Here is an 18643-nt window from a genome sequence, read left to right on the forward strand (position 1 = left end):
ATGAAGAGCATGGAGGAACCCGAGGGGCCGTACGACTACGCGAGCGATCCGGCGTACGCACGCGAGCCGTCCGGGGCCGGGACCCCACCCCCCTCCTCGCCCTCCCGACTCGCTCGCACGGCGCACGGGATCGGGCGGGCGTCGCGCAGCACCGCTCACGTCGTCGCCAAGGGCAGCAACGTCGCGTTCACCGGCGCCCGCCGCTTCACGCACTCCGGCGGAGCGGGCGAGAGCGGCTTCTCCCGCCTGCTCGAGCTGCACGCGTTCAACACCGCAGGTGACGCCGCCGTCGCGATCTCCCTGGCGGGGACGCTGTTCTTCACGGTGCCGACCGGTGAGGCCACGGGCCAGGTCGCGCTCTTCCTCGTCCTGACGATGCTGCCGTTCGCGATCGTCGCTCCCCTGATCGGGCCGTTCCTCGACCGCTTCCGCCGTGGTCGCAGGTGGGCCATCGGAGCGACCCTCGCGATCCGCGCGTTCTGCTGCTGGGTCCTGGCGGGCGCGGTCGCCGACGCCTCCCCCGCGTTCTACTTCGCGGCGCTCGGCTGCCTCGTGTCGTCCAAGGCGTACGGCGTGACACGGGCGTCGGCGGTCCCCCGGCTGCTGCCTGAGACGTTCACGCTGGTCAAGGCCAACTCGCGCATCTCGCTGACGGGCACGGGCGCCGCCGCGATCTCCGCACCGCTGGCCGTCGGCGCGGCCACGATCGGTGCCGACTGGGCCCTGCGCTACGCGGCGCTGCTGTTCGCGATCGGGACGATCCTGGCGATCCTGCTGCCGGCGAAGGTGGACTCCAGCGAGGGCGAGGAGCCCGTCGACCTGGCCGGGCACGCCACCTCCGGCCCCCAGAAGGGTCTCAGCATCAGCCGCGCGGTCGTCAACGCCCTGCGCAGCAACTCGGGGCTGCGGCTGCTCTCGGGGTTCTTGACGATCTTCATGGCGTTCACGCTGCGTGAGCCCCCCGCGTCGATGGGCTGGGACGGCAACGCGACGATCCTGCTCGGCCTCGTGGTCGGCGGCGCCGGCGCGGGCAACACGATCGGCACGCTCATCGGCTCGGCCGCGAGCACCCGCCGCCCCGAGCAGGTCGTGGTCGGCGTCCTGGTCCTCGACGTCGTCGTACTGGCCGTGGTCGGCGTGTTCTTCACGTGGTGGACCGCGGTGATCCTCGGCCTGACCGTCGGCATCTGCCAGTCCCTGGGCAAGCTCAGCCTCGACGCGCTGATCCAGCGCGACGTGCCCGAGCGCGTCCGCACCAGCATGTTCGCGCGGTCGGAGACGCTGCTGCAGCTCGGCTGGGTGACCGGGGGCCTGATCGGCATCGGGCTGTTCAGCCTCGACGCGACGCCCCAGGTCGGCGCGCTCGTGATCGGCGGCCTGCTGATCGTCTGGCTCGGATTCGTGCTGACCCGGGCGCGTCGGCCCGAGCCGGCGGTCGCGACGGCACGCCGCCCTCAGGCGTGAGCCGCTCCGCTCAGAGCTCGAGCTCGCTCGCCACGGCGCGCAGCACCTGGGCGACCGGCTTGGCCTTCTTGGCGTCGGGGTGCCGGCCGTGACGGTAGGACTCGCCGATCGAGTCGAGCATCCGGATCAGGTCCTCGACGATGACGGCCATCGCCTCGGGATCCTTGCGACGGGCCTGCTGCTGCGCCCGTGAGACCGAGCTGACGGGCTCGAGGACACGCACCTGCAGGGCCTGGTCACCCCGGCTGCCCTGCACGATCCCGAACTCGACGCGGGTGCCGGCCTTGAGGGTCGTCACCCCGTCGGGCAGCGCGTCTGAGCGCACGTGGACGTCAGGACCGTTCTCCTGGGTCAGGAAGCCGAAGCCCTTGCCTGCGTCGTACCACTTGACTTTGCCCGTGGGCATGATGCCACCTTCATGTCGCTGTGATCAGGACGACCGATGGTCGTACGCCCAGACTAGTCGGCCGGTGGTCCCCCCGGCACCGCGAGCACGTCGCGGCGCCTCAGGAGGCGTCGGCGGAGGGTTGCTGAGCGGTCTCGTCGGCCTCGCGCGGCACCTGCGGCGTACGGTCGGCGAAGGTCACCTCGACGGACTCGAACCCCTTGTGCCGCTGCGCCTTGGCGTACGCCACGTAGGCCCGCTGATCCGCGGGCGTGAGGATCACATTGTCCGTGAACGGCGTCAGGAGGGCTCGCGGGTACAGGCGACGACGGAGCACCACATTCACCTCCAGGCCCAGCACGGCCATGATCGACGCGATGTAGATGAACGCGACGAGGCCGAGGACCAGGGCGAACGTCTGGTTGACCTGGTTGTCCGCCTTGCCGATGACCTCGCGGACGTACGTGTTGCCGATCCACTGCAGCGCCTGCCACAGCGCCCCGGTCACAGCCGCCCCGGGGACCACGGCGCGCGGCTTGGCGCGTCCGAGGCTCACGAGACGGAAGATCGCGGTGAAGATGAGGACCGTCAGCAAGAAGCTCGCGAGCTGCACGAGGCGGCCGAGCGCGGGCCCGAGGTCCGTGCCGATGACGCCTGGGTTGGACAGCACGGACGTGGTGATCGCGAGCGCCATGATGCCGATGCCACCGACGAGCAGGAACGCCAGGCTGCGCAGCCTCAGCAGGAACGGGTTGGCACGGCTGTTGCGCGGCACGGACCAGGCGATGTTGGCGGCATTCTGGATCGCCTGGCCCAGCCCCATCGCACCGTACGTCGCCGTCACCGCACCGACGATGATCGCGCCGGTGCTGCCCTGCAGTCCCTCGGGACGGCCGAGCTGGTCGCCGACGATCGGGAACTGGCTGAGCGCCGAGTCGAGCAGGCGGTCGCGCAGCCCCTCGTCGCCCTGCAGGATGAACCCGAGGATCGAGGTGCTGAGCAGGAGCAGCGGGAAGATCGCGATGAACGCGTAGTAGGTGATGATGGCCGAGAGATAGGCGCCTTGGTCGTCGAAGTACTTGTAGATGACCGCGATCGGGAAGCCCACCACCGGGTGCTTGCGCTGGAATCGATCGATCCTGCCGATCGGCCGAGGACCCTCCTCGCTCACGGCGTCCTCGGCGGGACGGGGAGGTACGGCTCGAGCGCGCTCACGACGGCGTCGAAGCGGGGCTCGTCGAGCACCGCGCCCTCGCGCCGCACGTCGGCGGGGTCGATCACGAGGAACCGGTTGAGCCGCACCTCGCTGGGTCGGCCCTCGCGGTCCCACGGGCCCGAGCCGACGTCGAGCCAGAAGCGGCCGTCGCGCGCCTCCTGCTCGTGATCGCGGTCGTGGTCCTTCGAGGTCATCATCAGCCCGACGAGCGATGCGCCGTCGTGGGAGATCAGGAGCACCGGACGGTCCTTGCCCTGGGACGGGTCGTCCTCGTAAGGGACCCACGTCCAGACGACCTCGCCCGGGTCCGGCTGCCCGTCCGGATGCGGGTCGTAGGCGATGTCCACCCGGCAAGCGTGCCACAGCCGGGCGCGACGGCACGCCAGCGCGCTCAAGCGGCCAGTGTTCGTCCGAGGTAGGCGCTGCGCAGACCCGCGCGGGCCCGGGTGCCGAGCGCAGAGACCGCATTGGCCGACAGCCCCAGCTCGGCGGCCAGCTCGTGCGGCCGTCGGCCCTCAACCTCGAGCTGCCACAGCACGCGCTGCCATCGCTCCGGCAGCGTCCGGTACGCCTCGCGCACCTCGTCGTCGAGCTCGGGCAGCGAGGTGGGCGTCGCCAGCGCCTCGATCTCGGCGGTCGGCTCGCACCGCCGCCCCTGCGCCCGCCGCCGCGCCGCCTCGTGGCGGACTGCCGTCAGCAGATAGGCCCGGAAGGACGCCACGGGTCCGCGGCCCGCACAGATCTGCGCCAGCACCCGCGCGAACGACTCGGACACCACGTCGTCGACGTCCTCGCGGCTCGTGGACCGTCGGGCGACCCGCTCCGCCACCGCTCGGTGGCGCACGAACAGCACCCCGTACGCCTCGCGGTCCCCGGTCCGGGCCAGCACCACCAGCTCTGCGTCTGTGTCCATGGGACCAGTTATCGCCGACCCGGCAGGGCTGCCACCAGTGCCGTGACCCCTGCCTGTGGACAACCGGGACCGCCGGCGCCCGTCACGACGAGACTGGCGCCGTGGAGACCTTGACCCTCACCGAGCTGGCCCGCCGCATGTGCCGGCGCTGGCCGACGATCCTGGCCGGGGCCGGTGCGGGGCTGGTCCTCGGGCTGGCCACGCACGTCCTGCTGCCGACCCGCTACGAGGCGGTGGCCGTCGTCCGGGTCGACGGGCCCGACCCCGCGCGGATCGACATGGCCGCCGAGGAGGCGATGGCCTCGTCCCGGCGTGTCACGGCCGAGGCTCGCGACGCCCTCGGGGAGCCCGGCCTCTCGATCCGCGAGCTCGAGGACGCGGTCTCGGCCACGACGGTCAAGGAGTCCCGCGTCCTGCAGGTGTCATACGCCGCGGACGACCCGAGGCGGGCGGCCCGCGCGGCGGACGCGGTCGCCAACGCATATCTCGCGGTCCGGGCCGTCGACGCGAGACGGCTCGGCGGGCGAGCGGCCTCGACCGCCGAGGTCATCGACCCCGCACGCACGCCCACGGCCCCGCTCGGACCGGGTCGCCCGACGTCAGCGCTCGGCGGGCTGGCCCTGGGGCTGCTGCTCGCGGCGCCGGTCTCGGCGCGGCCTACTGCTCGAACGCGGGCAGGTCGCGCTTCATGACCTTGCCGGTCGGGTTGCGCGGGAGCTCGTCCAAGAACATCGTGCGCGCCGGCACCGCGAACCGGGCGACCCGGCCCTTGGCGTACGCCGCGACGTCCTCCTCGCTGAGCGAGCTGCCCTCGCGCACGACGACGTACGCGGCGAGGACCTGGCCGAACCTCTCGTCGTCGATGCCCGTGACCACCACGTCGGAGATGTCCGGGTGCTCGACCAGCGCGTCCTCCAGCTCGCGGGGGAACACGTTCTCCCCACCGGAGATGACCATGTCGTCGTCTCGGCCCGAGACGAACAGGCGACCATTCTCGTCGAAGTGGCCCACGTCGCCGGTGTTCATCAGGCCGTCCGCGAACGCCTTGCTGTTGCCGTCGGTGTAGCCGCCGAACGGCATGTCGTTGCCGACGTGGATCACGCCGGTCTCACCCTGCGGCACCTCGCGACCGTCGGGGTCGAGGACCTTGACCGTGGTCCTGAAGGGCGGCACCCCCGCGGTGCCGGGCGCCTCGCGCAGGTCACGGGGTCCGGCGATCGTGACCCAGCCGGTCTCGGTCGCACCGTAGAAGTTGTAGACGGAGTCGGTGAACAGGTCCATGTAGCGGTTGGCGAGGTCGCCACCGAGCGCCGAGCCGCTGCTCGCGGTGATGCGCAGCGACGAGACGTCGGTCCGGGCGATGACGTCCGGGTCGGCGTCGACCATGCGCTGCATCATCAACGGCACGACGACCAGCGCCTCCGCGCGGTGCTGCTCGACGTCGCGGAGCACCTGCTCGGGATCGAAGCGGCGCCGCAGGACGTAGGTCGGCACGGTCGAGAGGTTGAACGCGAAGTTGAGCAGTCCCCACGAGTGGAACAGCGGCGCCGCGATGACGATCGTGGAGCGGCCGCGGTACGGGATCGCGCCGAAGAAGGCGATCAGCGGCCTGAGGTCCTTGGGCTCCTCGCGGCGGGCTCCCTTGGGCAGGCCCGTGGTGCCGGACGTGAAGATGATGATCTGCCCGTGGCGCGACGGCTTCGGGTGCGCCTTCGCCGAGAGCCCGCGGGCGAGCCCGGACACCGTCGGCAGGTCCGCGGGAGCGTCGGCGTCCGCCCAGCCGAGGACGATCGTGGACCGGTCGACGTCTTGCGCGACGTCCAGGAACTCCTGGTCCACGATGACGCACGAGGCGTCCTCGCGCTCCGCGAGCTCGGCGAGCTGGGAGCGGCTCGCCATGGTGTTGAGCAGCAGCACCCGGGCACCCACCTGCATGATCGCGACGATCGCGACGATCATGTGGCGGTGGTTGCGGGCGAGCACCGCGATCGAGTCACCGGGCTCCACGCCACGGTCCTTGAGCGCCTGCGTGAACCGGTTGACCTCGGCCGAGAGCTCGGACCACGTGATCTCGCCCGCCTCGTCGACGATCGCCGCCTGACCCGGGAAGCGCGCGGCCGCGGAGTGGACCCCCGACGGCAGGCCCGGCCCCCACTTGGCGAGCTGGATCCCGGCGCCGAGCAGGCGGTGGGGCGGGACCGGCCGCAGCATGCCGATACGGCGCACGACCTTCAGCGTGTAGCCCAGCTCAGTCATGGATCCTCGTTCCGCAGCGGTGGCCCGACCGTATCCGTCGGGACGACCCGAGCGAGTGTAACAACGAGTTACAGCATCTTCCAGAGCGCTGCTAGAGCGCTCCGTCGCGGGCCAGCACGGCTCGGACGGTGCGCGCGAGGATCGCCAGGTCCAGCCGCAGGTTCCAGTTGTTGACGTACTGCAGGTCCATGCGGATCGACTCCTCCCAGGAGAGCGACGAGCGTCCGCTGACCTGCCACAGCCCCGTGAGGCCCGGCTTGACGTGCAGGCGTCGCCAGACCCACTCGCTGTACTGGGAGGTCTCGGACGGCAGCGCGGGACGCGGCCCGACGAGCGACATCTCCCCCCGGAGCACGTTGACCAGCTGCGGGAGCTCGTCGATCGACGTGCTGCGCAGCACGCGCCCGAAGCGGGTCACCCGTGGGTCGTTGGTCAGCTTGAACAGCGGACCGGCACCCTCGTTGCGCTTGCGGAGCGACGGGAGGCGCTTCTCCGCATCCACGACCATGGTGCGGAACTTCCAGATCGTGAACGGTCGGCCGTCCTGGCCCGAGCGCTCCTGCTTGAAGATCGCGGGTCCGCGGGAGCCGAGACGGATCAGCACCGCGATGAGCAGCAGGAGGGGTGACAGCACCAGCAGGAGAACCGCGGCCGTGACCCGGTCGAGCACCGACTTGAGCGCCAGCGACATGAGGTGGTCGTTGGGGGCGCGCAGCGACAGCGCGATCTGGTCGCCCACCCGCCGGGGGCGGAGGAACTCGACGTGATCGCTCATGTCGGCGACCACGAGGCACTCGACCTCGGCCCGCTGCAGCGCCCACGCGAGATGACGCAGTGCGGGCGTGGAGAGCGCCCGCCCGCTGGCGATGACGACCGACGTGGCCTGGCGCTGCACGACAGCCGCGAGGACCTCGCGGACGACCTCGGCGAGCCCGTCGTCGGACACCGCACCGACGGGGGCGAGCTCGTGCGGCGACCGCCACGAGCAGGTCGCGACGACGTTGACGTCCTTGCGCTTCGCCCAACGCGACTCGAGCCGCCGCACGGACTCCACCTGGCCCACCAGGATGGTCGGGGTGCGCCGCAGGAGCTGGCGGTGCAGCACCGCGGAGAGCGACAGGACCACCGGCGCGGCGGCGACTGCGACCGCCGCCTGCCGGACGAGCTCGGTGTTCGGCGCGTCACCGAGGACGAAGCCGAAGGACGCGAGACCGAGGATCTCCACGAAACGGATCGCCGGCTTGAACGAGCGCGCCCGCTCGAAGGCGCGCAGGGCGGCGAAGCTGTAGAGCAGCCAGATCGCGACCAGCCCCACGACCCCTGCCTGCCACGACAGCGGCAGGGCGAAGTGGCGGTGCGCGAGATACCACGTGACCGCGAGGGCAGCGGCGTAGCCGATCACGCCCTGGCGCAGCACCGCCCGCGGGGCGCGGCTCAGCCTGGTGCCGCGCACGGCACGCGCGGCGACGTCGGTCTCGAGACCCATCAGCGGGGTGCTCACGTTCATCACGGCCATGCCTAGATCCCCTTCCCCGCGAGATTGGCGACCCGCGCCACGACGTCGGCGGACAGCAGCCGGAACGAGATCAGCAGGCCGAGCCAGGCGCGGACGTCGTGCCGCCGTGCGCCCAGCGCCCGACGGAGCCAGGGCCGCGCCTCACGTCGGCGACCGGCCGCGGCGAGCGCGAAACCGATCTGCGAGCTCATCCGCGCGAGCGCCGCGGGGTCCTCGCGGAGGCCCGGGTGCTTGTCGAGCAGATAGGTCAGCCCTTCGGCGTACTGCGCCCACCTGCCGTAGAAGAACGACTGCCCGGACCAGCGGACCGAGACCAAGGGCTCGTTGACGAGCCGGATCGGGGCGACCTGCGAGGTCGTCAGCAGCACGTCGTAGTCCTCGCCGTACGCCCCGGGAAGCTCCTCGTCGATCATGCCGACGGTGTCGACGAGCACGGACCGGCGAAAGACGAAGCTGCTCGAGTGCAGCCCCGCGATGCGGTCCCGCACGAGGTCGTCGTGGGTGACCACGGTCAGTGGGACGGGGCGTTGGTGGGTGCGGCGACCGTCGTCGACCTCCATGGCCGTGCCGACGAGGCCCACCTCGGGATGGGCCGCGAACACGGCCATCTGCGCCTCGAGCTTGCCGGGCAGCCAGTGGTCGTCGTCGTCGAGGAAGGCCACGAACTCGTGCGAGGCGGCGAGGATCCCGGTGTTGCGGGCCCCGGCCAGGCCCCGCACGCGGTCGTTCGTGACGGCCCGCAGGACGCGAAGGGGTGAGGTCTCGACGGCGGGGAGCTCGGGCTCGCACGCGTCGAAGACCACGATGATCTCGATCGGGCCGGAATAGGTCTGGTCCACGATGCTCTGCACGGCCCGCCTCATGAGCTCGGGACGGCGGTGCGTGGGAACGACCGCGGTGATGGGCGGGCACACGTCGGTGCCCGCGGTCGACGGACGCCGCTCGGAGGCGATCACTCGCCGCGCTCCGTCAGGAACGAGCGCAGCATCGAGCTGGAGGTGTGCCGCGTGTAGGGGAAGTAGACGACGTCCACGTCGAGAGCGGCCATCGCGCGCTCCAGCCGATAGCCCTTGGGTGTCCCCTGCCAGTCGTTGCCCTTGAAGATCGCGTCGAACGGGCGCTGCTCCCAGGCCGCGACCTTGTCCTCGGACCGGTCGATGATGACCTCGTCGACGATCCCGAGCGCGGAGATGATGTCGATCCGCTCGTCACAGGGCACGACCGGGGGGCGACCCTTCAGGTTCTCGACGTACTCGTCGCTCGCAACCCCCACCACGAGGTGGTCACAGCGGTTGCGCGCCCGCCGCAGCAGGTTGAGGTGTCCGACGTGGAACATGTCGAAGACGCCACTGGAGTAGCCGACGTCGTACCTGGGGCGCACATCACTCACGGATTCCATGCCTTCACTCGGTGTCGACATGGAAGAGACCGCTGCCGCTGCTTCGTGACGGGAACGTGACGAGAATTCGCGAGCCGGCTCAGGAGGACGGTGGCGCGGCGACCTCTTGGTCGACCTCCTGCAGGTCCAGGTAGATCGACATGCACTCGCGGCAGACCGGGAGGTGGCCGTGGACCTTCTCCTGGTCACGCGCGGACGCGGTACGGCGCACGAACGCCGAGAGCTTGGCCCGCACGTCCCGGCACGAACGGCTGTCCTCCGGCGCGGCGGACTTCACGTGCTGCTGCAGGTACGCCTCGCGCAGACCGTTGCGTGCGCGGTAGACCAGGGCCGAGACGCCGTTGGGCGACAGGTCGAGCAAGGACACGAGCTCGTGCGGCTTGCGCCCGTCGACATCGAGGTGCCACAGCACCGTGCGCCACCGAGGGGGCAGCGACTCGTAGGCCGCGCGGATCGCGGCACGCTCGAAGCCGTCGAGCTGGCCGTCGCCGAAGGGCACGGGCTGATCGATCTTGGCGACGTCGTCGGTGGGCGTGACCCGTTTGCGCGCCTTCGCCCGCCGGGCCGACTCATGCCGGATCGTGGTGAACAGATAGGCCCGGAACGCGGTCTCGGGGCCCTTGCCCCGCCGCACGAGGTCGAGCACTCGGGCGAACGACTCCGCGACGACGTCCTCGGCGTCCTCGTACTGCCCCAGATTTCGGGCCAGGCGGTGCGCGGCGTAGCTGTAGCGCGTGAAGAGGGCGGCATAGGCCTCTGCGTGGCCGTCACGAGCCTGCGCCAGCAGCACTCCGTCGTCGACCTCGACGGATCTGTCGGCGCCAGGCACGTTGACCAAGTCAACGTCCTGCATGGTGTCCCCTGGATTTTTGTCGATCGAACCTCGTGAGAGATTCCCCTGGATCAGCTACCGCTTGTCACGGCAATCGGAAGCATGGCACGCGTCCCGGGGTTCGTCCATAGCTCGAACGGCCCCTGTTCCCGGTGATTTCACCCGTCAGCCCTGGGCAAAACCGACTACCCGGGCACCACGGGACGCCAATGGTTTTCCGGACCCTCGCGGAAGAAAAATCTTGTACGCGCGTCATGTCCGGGTGGTGCCCCGCTCTCTTGGAGTAGAGCCCCGAACAGGGGAACCGTGACCCCAAGGACGAATTCAGATGGCCTCCGCCCAGCAACCTGTGCAGCTGACCGACCTCGTCGGTTCGCTCAAGCGGCACTGGTCCGTCGTCGCCGTCGTGGCGATCGTCGGCCTCATCCTCGGAGTGCTCGCCTCCTTCGCGATCCCGCCGACGTACGACGCCACCACGACGGTGTCGGTCAACCCCATGGACGCCGATCCGCTCAGCTCAGGTGCCGACGCCTCCAAGTCGGTCAGCATGGCGACGGAGGCCGGCATCGTCACGTCGAGCAAGGTCGCCAAGGCCGCGGCCGCACTGCTTCGTCCCACCTATGACCTCAGCACCGAGCAGGTCCGCAGTGCGACGTCCACCGACTCCCCCGAGGGCTCGCTGATCCTTCGCATCCACTTCTCCGGCGACACCGCGAAGCAGGCCGCCGCCGGCGCGGACGCGGTCGCGGAGGCCTATCTGACGCTGCGCCGCGACGAGGCCGCAGGCCAGGTCGACCGCCTCGTCAAGGCCGCGAACACGCAGCTGCGCAAGATCCGCATCGACTCCAACACCGACGCGTACGCGAGCCGGCTCGCCCAGCAGTCCCTGCGCATCCAGGCCGACGCCCTGGGCGAGAGGATCGCCCAGATGAGCTCATTCGACCTGGTCCCCGGGCAGGTCGTCGGCGTCGCCGACGTCCCGTCGAGCCCGTCCAGCCCCGGTCCGGTCCCGCTGGGCGCGGCGGGCCTGTTCCTCGGCCTGCTGGTCGGCATCCCGATCGCCCTGTTCCGCAAGGAGGAGGAGGACTCCGAGATCGGCGGCGTCGACCGGTTGCACGCGCTCGGCGACCAGATCGTCCTCGACGGCACCAAGGACAGCAACCGCGCCGACACATGGGACATCGCGGCGTTCATGCTGAAGATCCCGACCACGATCGGGGCCGACGGCCCGTTCATCATCATGGTGGACGCCGAGGACGACAACGGGCGCTCGCTCACCCCGGGCGAGGAGCTCGTGGACGCCCTGGCGCGCCGCGGCCGCGCCGCCCGCTTCGTCGACGCCGGTGCGATCAACGAGGGCAAGATCAGCCGCGGCTGGCCGACCGAGAAGAAGCGTCAGTCCTGGGCCGGCGAGATCGTCGTGATCGACACGACCCGCATGACCTCCGACGCCAACAAGGTCGCCCTGGCCACCCGCTCGGACTCGGTCCTGCTGGCCCGCGCCACGACGGACGACGCAGCGGCGCTGCGCAGGCTCGCGGGGCTGCTCTCGTCCAAGGGTGTCGACATCGCCCTGGCGGCGCTGTTCCCGCCCCGCACCGAGATGCTCGCCCTCAGCCGCTGACGCCGCCGCCCGCCGCTCGTCTCACCGCGAGCGGTGGGCGACCAGGTCGACGAGGCCCAGCCGGTGCCGCAGGGGGAAGCTGATCCCGAGGTAGACCGCGGCCACGACCACGACCGTGCCGAGCATGACCGGCACGGACGATCCGAGGACCAGGCGCGCCGCGAGGCACAGGGACCCCGTGAGCGCGAGCGAGAGCGCTGCGGCGACCAGGAGCGGTCTCCCCTGCGGGCGCAGGTCCATCAGGTGCTGCACCTGGTACACCACGACGGCGGTGTCCACGAGGATCGTGACGGCCCAGGCGACGGCCGCCCCCTCGATTCCCCACATCGGCACCAGGACCAGGTTGAGGGCGACGTTGAGCGCCAGCGCGCCGGACTTGTCGGCGAGCTGCCACGTGCTGCGACCGCCCATCAGCAAGATGGTCTGCACGGTCCCCGCGGCCGTGGCCAGGCCCATCGCGACCGCGAGCGTCGCCAAGGCGGGCCACCCTGCGTCGAAGCCGGGTCCGAACAGCGAGAGCACGGCATCGCCGAACACCGCCAGCACCACGAAGAACGGCCACGCGAGCCAGATCATCGCGGAGGTCACCAGGCCGTAGATCTCCCGGGCCTCGTGGACCGCGCCTCGCGCGAGCGCCGCGCTGATCTGCGGTCCCACCGCGATGCGGGCCGCCTGCTGGATCACCTCGCCGGCGCGGGCGCACCGGGTCACCACCGCGTACACCCCCGCCTCCTCAGCCGAGGTGAGCACGCCGACGATGAGGACGTCGACCCACTCGAGCAGGATCTCGACCGCGGCCGTCACGCCACGGGTCGCGCTGAACGTCCAGAACTCGCCGGACGCCCGCCGCAGCTCGGCGGGGCGGGCCGGGCGCCCCCGGACGGTTCCCGCGTGACGCCGCAGCATCATGACCGCGACCAGCGTCGCGAGCACGAGGACGACCGGCACCGGGGCCATCCAGGCCGTCAGCACCGCAGCGACACCCCCGCCCGCCGAGACCACCGCGAAGACGGCACCCAGGCGCAGGAACGGCAGGGCGATGTTCTGCAGCAAGGGGTACGTCAGCACGTCGCCGAGACCGCGGGACACCGACAGCATCACCGCGATCAGCGACGACAGCACCGCGAGCGCTGCGGCACCCACCACGAAGCGCGACGAGAGACCGTCGAACGCTCCCGGGTACGTGCGGACCGTCGCCGCCGCGACCGCCACGACGAGGACACCCCCCAGCACGACCGGACGCAGCGCGGTTCGCACCAGGTGGGGCACGTCCGCCGACCTCCCGGTGGCGCGCGCGGCCGAGACGAACCGCACCAGACCGGTGTCAGCCCCGAGCTCGGCGACGTTGGAGACGATCATGAAGACCGCGACGACCAGGAAGTAGGTGCCCGCGCCCTCCGTGCCGAGCTCACGTCCCACGACGGCCGCGAGCAGCAGGCCCACGACCGAGCCCGCGGCGCCGCCCACCAGGTTGACCGCCCCGGCCCACGCGATGCCGCGGGTGCCGGGCTCAGCCACCGGGGCGGGACGGGTCGAGGCCGTAGCGCCGGCGCAGGAGCACGGCGGCCACGAGCATCACGGTCAGCAGCTGCATGATGTCCATGCCGTAGACGAGGATGATCACGCTGGCGACCACGAGCACGCTGTGCAGCACCAGGTCGATGTCGCCGGGAGCGCGCCACGTGCGAGCGGCGGTGCCCCACAGGAAGACCAGGAACAGCGCGAGCCCGACGAAGCCGAAGCTGAACATCAGCATCCACACATAGCCCTGGGTGCCGAGCGAGATGCCCGGCTCCGCGGAGGGCCGCGGCGCCCCGTAGCCGAGCAGGGGCGACTGCAACGTGCGGCGGAACGTCTCCTCGTAGAGGCCGAACCGGGTCCCGTTGGAGTCGCCGTACTCCTGCCGGGTGTGGATCTGGGTCAGCAGGCCGTTGGCGACGAGCACCACCGCCGCCCCGATGCCGAGCACCGCGATCGTGATGACCGGGGCCGCTCGGTTGCGCACCGCCATGCGGATCACCACGTAGACGGCCGCCAGGACGAGCCCCGCGAACATCCCCCGGTTGGAGGTGCTGAGCGCAGGTGCCAGCATCCCGCACATCCCGGCCACGATGCCCGCCCGCAGCAGGATCGACCGGGTCTGCAGGAAGCACGCCACCGCGACGGGCGTGAGCAGGACGATCGCGACCCCCCAGCTGTTCGCGTACGGGAACGGCGCGGACGGCCGGATGAAGTCGGTCGGCGAGCCGAAGGGCGACTGGATCTCCGCGAACGGCGGGAAGAACAGGTCATGGACGTACTCGTTGCTCGTCAGCGACGACGGCAGCAGCAGGCCCACCGGGGTCGACAGGCGCACCGTGGGGAACGCGAGCCCGGCCAGACCGCCGACGACCGTGAAGAACCAGACGAACGTCAGCGCATCGACGATCCTGCGGCGGCTCAGCCGGCTGCCGGCCGCGATCGTGTAGACGAACGCGGTCCCGACGATCACGAGGATCGAGAACCGGTAGGCGTATCCGAGCAGCCGGGACGTTCCCTCGACCATCACCGCGCAGGGCACGACCCACACCACGAACGCCGTGAAGGCGTGGACGCCGGGGACGAACCGGGTGGCTGCGTAGTGCGCGAGGTACGACAGCATCACCACGGTCAGCAGCACACCCGTGATGACGGTCGCCCCGAGCAGCCAGAAGACCGGGAACCCCCACAGCAGTGCGAGGACCGGCCAGCCCGGCAGGGCCTCGGCCGGCGAGTCGACGACGACGTCCGGCTCCCGGACGCGGGCCACGGTGGCCATCAGGCCCCGCGGGCGAGCGATGCGAGCTCGCGACGGCGACGGACGCAGGTCGCGGCCAGCAGCAGCGCGTTGAGCGCCGCGAACACGCCGTAGGCCCACAGGAACGGGGTCGTCCAGGCCCACAGCACCACGACAAGGTTGAGCAGGCCGGTGTCGGCCGGGGCCTGGATCCACACGCCGAACCGGGGCACCGACTCAGGACCTGCCACGGGGTCCCTGCGCGCGAGCTGCTCGGCCAGGATCTGCGCGAAGAACCGCACGGTCGAGACCAGGGCGAACACGAGCGGCACGAGCAGCACCGCGTCGGAGACGTCCGTGAAGCGATGGAGCCCGATCAGCACCGCGAGGTGGAAGAGCAGGTGCCGGGCCGAGTCGACGACGTGGTCGAGCCATTCCCCCGCGGGCGATCCCGTGCCGCGCAGCCGTGCGAGCTGGCCGTCGGCGGAGTCGAGTGCGAAGCCGAGCTGCAGCAGCAGCATCGAGGCGACAGCCATCGCCGGGCCCGGCTCGACCCCGACCAGGAGGCCGGCCCCGGCCAGGAATGCGAGGAAGCTGGCCGCCGTCATGTGATCGGGCGTGGCCCGGGTCTGGGCGGCGCCCGCCGCGATGAGCCGGCCCAGCCGGCGGTTGACCACCCGCATGTACCAGGGGACCCCGGCCCCGCTCTTCTGCGCGCGGGACAGCGCGGCGTACGCGGCCCGCACCCCCGTCGCCTCGGTCAGCCCGGGCGCCGTGCTCACGAGGTCGCCACGAGCGACAGGTCCATGCTGGCGCTCGGGGTCGCCCGATAGTTCGAGTGCACCTCGACCGCGATGCTGTTGGCGCCGTCCTTCAGGACGCTGACCGGCACGTCGATCGTCACCGGGGCGGCCAGCGCCGACGCGGTCGACACTGCCGTCGTGGCGTACGTCGTGCGCGTCAGCGCGCCGACGGGCAGGTTGGACCGCCCCACCTCGACGCCGTTGACGTGGATCGCGACTCCGTCGTCCGCGCGGGTCACCAGCGTGAGCTTCTTGACCGCGGACGCGTCGGGCACCGCGAACGAGCGCCGGTAGTACGACGTGAGCGCCCGCGTGCCCCCGGCGGCGACGTCGATGTTCGTCATGATCGGACCCGACGTGCCCCAGCCGAGGGGGGCCGCGCCGGTCCGCCACCCGCTCGTGGCCGCCTCGGACGTCGTCCAGCCCGCCGGGACCGTGGCCGCGTTGTCGAAGAGGTACGACCACGTCGACCCGGCCGGGACGAGAGGTGTCGACGTCGCCTCCGCGCCCGGCGCCTGGTTGCCCGCCTCGGCGACGAGCGACATGTCCATGCTCGAGCTCGGCGTCGACTTGTACATCGAGTGGACCTCGACGCCGATCGTGTTGGAGCCCGTACGCAGTGCCGACACCGGGACCGTGAAGGTGACCGGATTGGCCACGGCGGTCGCGGTCGACGGCGCGGACAGGGCGTACGTGCTCGCGCTGAGTGCGCCGGCCGGGAGGTTCGACCGTCCCACCTCGACACCGTTGACGTGGACCGCGACGGCGTCGTCGGCCCGCGTCGTCAGCGTGACGGTCCCGAAGGTGCTGCCCGGCGCGATCGTGAACTTCTTGCGGTAGTACGACGTCACGGGGCGGGTCTGGCCCGCGGGGACGTCGACGTTGGTCGCGAGCGGGCCCGTGCCCCAGCCGAGGGGTGCGGCTCCCGTGCTCCATGCGGAGTCGTCGAAGAACGACCGGTTCCAGTCGCTGCCGACCGCGCTCGGGTCGACGCGGTAGGCCCACGTGGAGCCTGTGGGCACCAGGGTCGTGGTGACGGGTGCGACCGCCGCGGAGACGACTGCGGTGGACGCCGAGCGGTTGCCCCAGCTGTCCGCGGCCCGGACCGCGTAGCGATCGGCCTCGGTCGCGCCCGGGACCGTGACGCGCGTGGAGGTGCTGGTCGCCACGACCCGGTCGTTGCGCAGCACCTCGTACGTGACGCCGGACGTCGAGCTCGCGCTCCAGCTCACGGTCGCGGAGCTGCCGCTGCGCGCCACCGTGAGCCCACCCGGCCGGCCGGGCGCGGTGCTCGGCCTCGGGGCGTAGCGCACGAAGCCGCCGATCCACTGGTTGGCGCCGTTCTCCTTGACCGACGACGTGATCGAGCCGCCGGCCCAGAGCGTGCCGTCGCTCGCGACCTTCAGCGCCCAGGCGCCGAGACCGTTGCGCGCGCGCATCTCGGGTGTGAACTCCATCGCGAAGTCACCGGTCTGCTCGTCCCACGCGCCCACGTAGTAGGTCTTGTCTGCCTGCGTCCAGGTGATGTTGGTCGAGCCGGGGCTCGTGGTGTCGTACGCCGCGGTGTCCGAGTAGTTCCAGTGCTCGCAGTGGCACCCGCCGTAGACGACCCCGTTGCCGCCCGTGATGGCCTGCAGATCACCACCTGCCTTGGTGATGTGGGTGTTCTCCAGCGCGAAGGTCGAGGTGTCGTAGGAGAACATGCTGTGCTGGGAGCCGCCCAGCCAGACCTTGCTGCCGACCTGCTGCACCGCCTGCTGGTAGCGGGCCGAGCCCTTGGTGCTGAACGTGGGCTGCCAGGCGGCGGTCCTGTTGCCGCCCGCCGCGGTGCTGATCGCGGCGGCCCGGTCCGCAGGCTGGGCGCCGTCCTTCATCGTGGTGAAGTAGCCAGCGAAGTAGACCGTCGACTTGTCGTCGCTGACGTCCAGCGCCGTCCCGGTGCCGTTGAAACCGGGGTTCCAGCCGTTGTCCGCGGTGCCGGTCGACAGGGCGATGCGGCCGCCGTTCTTGGCGTAGCGCTCCGTCGTCCCGGCCTTGATGAAGTGCGTGAACGCACCGGTGAGGTAGAGGTAGGTGCCGTCGGTGTCGAGGCCACGCACCGACACCTTGCCACCCGACATGCGGTTCTCCAGGTTGGTCGCCCACGAGGTGTCGAGCGCACCCGTCGTGGGGTTCAGGACGACGAGGCCGCTGCGGGCCGTGCCCGCGACCTGCGTGAACTCCCCGCCGACCGCGAGCCTGCCGTCCGGCAGCGCGGCGAGCGACTTGACCATGCTGTTGAGCCGAGGGGTGAACGACCTGATGAACTCCCCCGTCTTGACGTCGAAGGCGGCGAGGTACGGCTGGGCCACGCGGTCGTTCCCGGTCGCCGTGGCCCCCTTGAGGACGGTCGTGAAGTTGCCGCCGACGTACATCGTGCCGCCGATCTGGGCGAACGCCTGCACCTCGGTCGCGTTCTCGGTCGTGCCGCCGTTGCCCAGGCCCGTGACACCCCACGTCGTGGTGAGCGAGCCGTTCTTGGGGACCGCGCGGATGGTCTGTGCGGGCGTGCCCGCGGCGGGGATCTCGGTGAACGTCAGGTCGCTGCTGCGCAGCTTGGGCCGGATGAAGACCTGGCTGAACGGCGTGCCGTACGCGCCGCCGGACGCCTTGGAGTAGATGTAGCTGCCGGCCGCGGTCGAGCCGATGCCGTTCTGGCCGAAGCTGAAGCCGCGCACGTAGCCGTTCCTGGCGTTCTCGTGCGTCCACAGCCGCTTGTAGGCCGTGTCGGCGCCGAACTCGTACGTCGTGGTGTTGGAGATGGACGAGCCACCGATCGTGACCGTCGCGAGGGGGAAACCGGCCCCCAGCGCCCAGCTCCACCTGTCGCGGGAGCCGGCCCGGTACGACCATCGCGTCTCCTGCCAGCTGGTGCCGTCCTGGTTGACCGCGCGGCGGACCCGCACCCCGCTGCCGTATGCGGGGTCGTCGAACCGTTTGCCGCCGAGCAGCCCGTTGATGACGGTCGAGTCGAGCTGACGGGGGGCGAAGGCGGCCTGGCCCGTGACCGTGCCGGCGACCTCGGCCGGGGTGCCCTTGCCGTTGTAGTTGTAGGTCCAGTTCTCGCGGCCGCGGCCGATGAGCGCCCAGCCACCGCCGTCCGTGCTCTGGTCGCAGTAGATCTGCGTCGGGACCTGCAGCTGCGGGGTGAGGATCCAGTAGACGCCGTCCGGTGCAGCACTGTCGAGCTGCTTGACCTCCCAGCACGAGGCCGCGGCGGTCGAGGGCGACAGGCCGTCGACCGGGGTCGCGGCCCCGGCCGGGGAGCTGAGACCGGCGAGGCCGGACACGACCAGCACCGGCAGGAGGGCAGCCAGCAGGGCCGCACGGAGGGGGCGGTGGGAGAACGCGCTCACGGTGGATCCTCGGGATGTCGGAACCGGGCGCGACGAGACACCGCACCCTTCTACGAGGAAAGAGTCACCACACGCCCCATCATGA

General features: G+C 71.2%; 16 protein-coding genes. 3 read left to right on the plus strand and 13 right to left on the minus strand.

Going from position 1 to position 18643, the window contains the following annotated elements:
* Nucleotides 1-9: 9 nt before the first annotated feature.
* Entirely contained in the window at nt 10-1464 is a 1455-nt protein-coding gene (locus GEV26_RS14315) for an MFS transporter (RefSeq protein WP_194839875.1), read from the plus strand.
* Nucleotides 1465-1474: 10 nt separating this feature from the next.
* Here the strand turns inward: GEV26_RS14315 and GEV26_RS14320 are convergent, their stop codons facing one another.
* The 4 genes from GEV26_RS14320 to GEV26_RS14335 form a co-directional block, all read right to left on the minus strand.
* Entirely contained in the window at nt 1475-1870 is a 396-nt protein-coding gene (locus GEV26_RS14320) for a cold-shock protein (protein ID WP_153654123.1), read from the minus strand.
* Nucleotides 1871-1970: 100 nt separating this feature from the next.
* Nucleotides 1971-3020 (minus strand): YihY/virulence factor BrkB family protein, encoded by a 1050-nt coding sequence (locus GEV26_RS14325; RefSeq protein ID WP_153654124.1) that lies wholly within the window; start codon nt 3018-3020, stop codon nt 1971-1973.
* Nucleotides 3017-3412 (minus strand): type II toxin-antitoxin system PemK/MazF family toxin, encoded by a 396-nt coding sequence (locus GEV26_RS14330; RefSeq protein WP_243838769.1) that lies wholly within the window; start codon nt 3410-3412, stop codon nt 3017-3019. Before GEV26_RS14330 ends, GEV26_RS14325 begins: the two co-directional genes overlap by 4 nt.
* Nucleotides 3413-3456: 44 nt before the next feature.
* A complete protein-coding gene (locus GEV26_RS14335) occupies nt 3457-3978 on the minus strand; it encodes an RNA polymerase sigma factor (RefSeq protein WP_153654128.1) in 522 nt (173 codons plus the stop codon).
* 101 nt (nt 3979-4079) lie between these two features.
* Between GEV26_RS14335 and GEV26_RS14340 the strand changes: the two genes are divergently transcribed.
* Nucleotides 4080-4670 (plus strand): hypothetical protein, encoded by a 591-nt coding sequence (locus GEV26_RS14340; protein WP_153654130.1) that lies wholly within the window; start codon nt 4080-4082, stop codon nt 4668-4670.
* On the opposite strand, the gene GEV26_RS14345 is transcribed toward GEV26_RS14340, so the two are convergent.
* The 5 genes from GEV26_RS14345 to GEV26_RS14365 form a co-directional block, all read right to left on the minus strand.
* Entirely contained in the window at nt 4636-6234 is a 1599-nt protein-coding gene (locus tag GEV26_RS14345) for an AMP-binding protein (RefSeq protein ID WP_208430972.1), read from the minus strand. The genes GEV26_RS14340 and GEV26_RS14345 overlap by 35 nt on opposite strands.
* A gap of 91 nt (nt 6235-6325) precedes the next feature.
* A complete protein-coding gene (locus tag GEV26_RS14350) occupies nt 6326-7750 on the minus strand; it encodes an exopolysaccharide biosynthesis polyprenyl glycosylphosphotransferase (RefSeq protein WP_153654132.1) in 1425 nt (474 codons plus the stop codon).
* A gap of 2 nt (nt 7751-7752) precedes the next feature.
* The gene (locus tag GEV26_RS14355; protein ID WP_153654134.1) at nt 7753-8706 is read right to left on the minus strand and encodes a glycosyltransferase family 2 protein; all 954 of its coding nucleotides are present in this window, start codon (nt 8704-8706) and stop codon (nt 7753-7755) included.
* On the minus strand, nt 8703-9140 hold the full coding sequence (locus GEV26_RS14360; RefSeq protein ID WP_243838770.1) for an FAD synthase family protein: 438 nt from the start codon (nt 9138-9140) through the stop codon (nt 8703-8705). Before GEV26_RS14360 ends, GEV26_RS14355 begins: the two co-directional genes overlap by 4 nt.
* 88 nt (nt 9141-9228) lie before the next feature.
* Complete coding sequence (locus GEV26_RS14365) at nt 9229-10002, minus strand: RNA polymerase sigma factor (protein ID WP_153654138.1); 774 nt, start codon at nt 10000-10002, stop codon at nt 9229-9231.
* Nucleotides 10003-10309: 307 nt separating this feature from the next.
* On the opposite strand from GEV26_RS14365, the gene GEV26_RS14370 reads away from it, so the two are divergent.
* Nucleotides 10310-11605, plus strand: coding sequence for a Wzz/FepE/Etk N-terminal domain-containing protein (locus GEV26_RS14370; protein WP_153654140.1), 1296 nt, complete (start codon nt 10310-10312; stop codon nt 11603-11605).
* Nucleotides 11606-11626: 21 nt separating this feature from the next.
* On the opposite strand, the gene GEV26_RS14375 is transcribed toward GEV26_RS14370, so the two are convergent.
* From GEV26_RS14375 to GEV26_RS14390, 4 genes are read right to left on the minus strand one after another with little or no spacing between them, the layout of a single operon-like run.
* On the minus strand, nt 11627-13123 hold the full coding sequence (locus GEV26_RS14375; protein ID WP_153654141.1) for an oligosaccharide flippase family protein: 1497 nt from the start codon (nt 13121-13123) through the stop codon (nt 11627-11629).
* Nucleotides 13116-14402 (minus strand): O-antigen ligase family protein, encoded by a 1287-nt coding sequence (locus GEV26_RS14380; protein WP_153654143.1) that lies wholly within the window; start codon nt 14400-14402, stop codon nt 13116-13118. Before GEV26_RS14380 ends, GEV26_RS14375 begins: the two co-directional genes overlap by 8 nt.
* Nucleotides 14402-15142, minus strand: coding sequence for a CDP-alcohol phosphatidyltransferase family protein (locus GEV26_RS14385; RefSeq protein ID WP_208430973.1), 741 nt, complete (start codon nt 15140-15142; stop codon nt 14402-14404). The genes GEV26_RS14380 and GEV26_RS14385 overlap by 1 nt, the downstream gene beginning before the upstream one ends.
* Entirely contained in the window at nt 15139-18558 is a 3420-nt protein-coding gene (locus GEV26_RS14390; RefSeq protein WP_153654145.1) for a delta-60 repeat domain-containing protein, read from the minus strand. The genes GEV26_RS14385 and GEV26_RS14390 overlap by 4 nt, the downstream gene beginning before the upstream one ends.
* Nucleotides 18559-18643: the final 85 nt, after the last annotated feature.

The organism is Aeromicrobium yanjiei, assembly GCF_009649075.1.
Taxonomy (GTDB): Bacteria; Actinomycetota; Actinomycetes; order Propionibacteriales; family Nocardioidaceae; genus Aeromicrobium; species Aeromicrobium yanjiei.

Bases quoted from the DNA above. Each gene is read 5' to 3' on its own strand.
- GEV26_RS14315 (WP_194839875.1), top strand. From the start codon at position 10: ATGGAGGAACCCGAGGGGCCGTACGACTACGCGAGCGATCCGGCGTAC.
- GEV26_RS14320 (WP_153654123.1), bottom strand. From the start codon at position 1,870: ATGCCCACGGGCAAAGTCAAGTGGTACGACGCAGGCAAGGGCTTCGGC.
- GEV26_RS14335 (WP_153654128.1), bottom strand. From the start codon at position 3,978: ATGGACACAGACGCAGAGCTGGTGGTGCTGGCCCGGACCGGGGACCGC.
- GEV26_RS14345 (WP_208430972.1), bottom strand. From the start codon at position 6,234: ATGACTGAGCTGGGCTACACGCTGAAGGTCGTGCGCCGTATCGGCATG.
- GEV26_RS14350 (WP_153654132.1), bottom strand. From the start codon at position 7,750: ATGGCCGTGATGAACGTGAGCACCCCGCTGATGGGTCTCGAGACCGAC.
- GEV26_RS14365 (WP_153654138.1), bottom strand. From the start codon at position 10,002: ATGCAGGACGTTGACTTGGTCAACGTGCCTGGCGCCGACAGATCCGTC.
- GEV26_RS14370 (WP_153654140.1), top strand. From the start codon at position 10,310: ATGGCCTCCGCCCAGCAACCTGTGCAGCTGACCGACCTCGTCGGTTCG.
- GEV26_RS14380 (WP_153654143.1), bottom strand. From the start codon at position 14,402: ATGGCCACCGTGGCCCGCGTCCGGGAGCCGGACGTCGTCGTCGACTCG.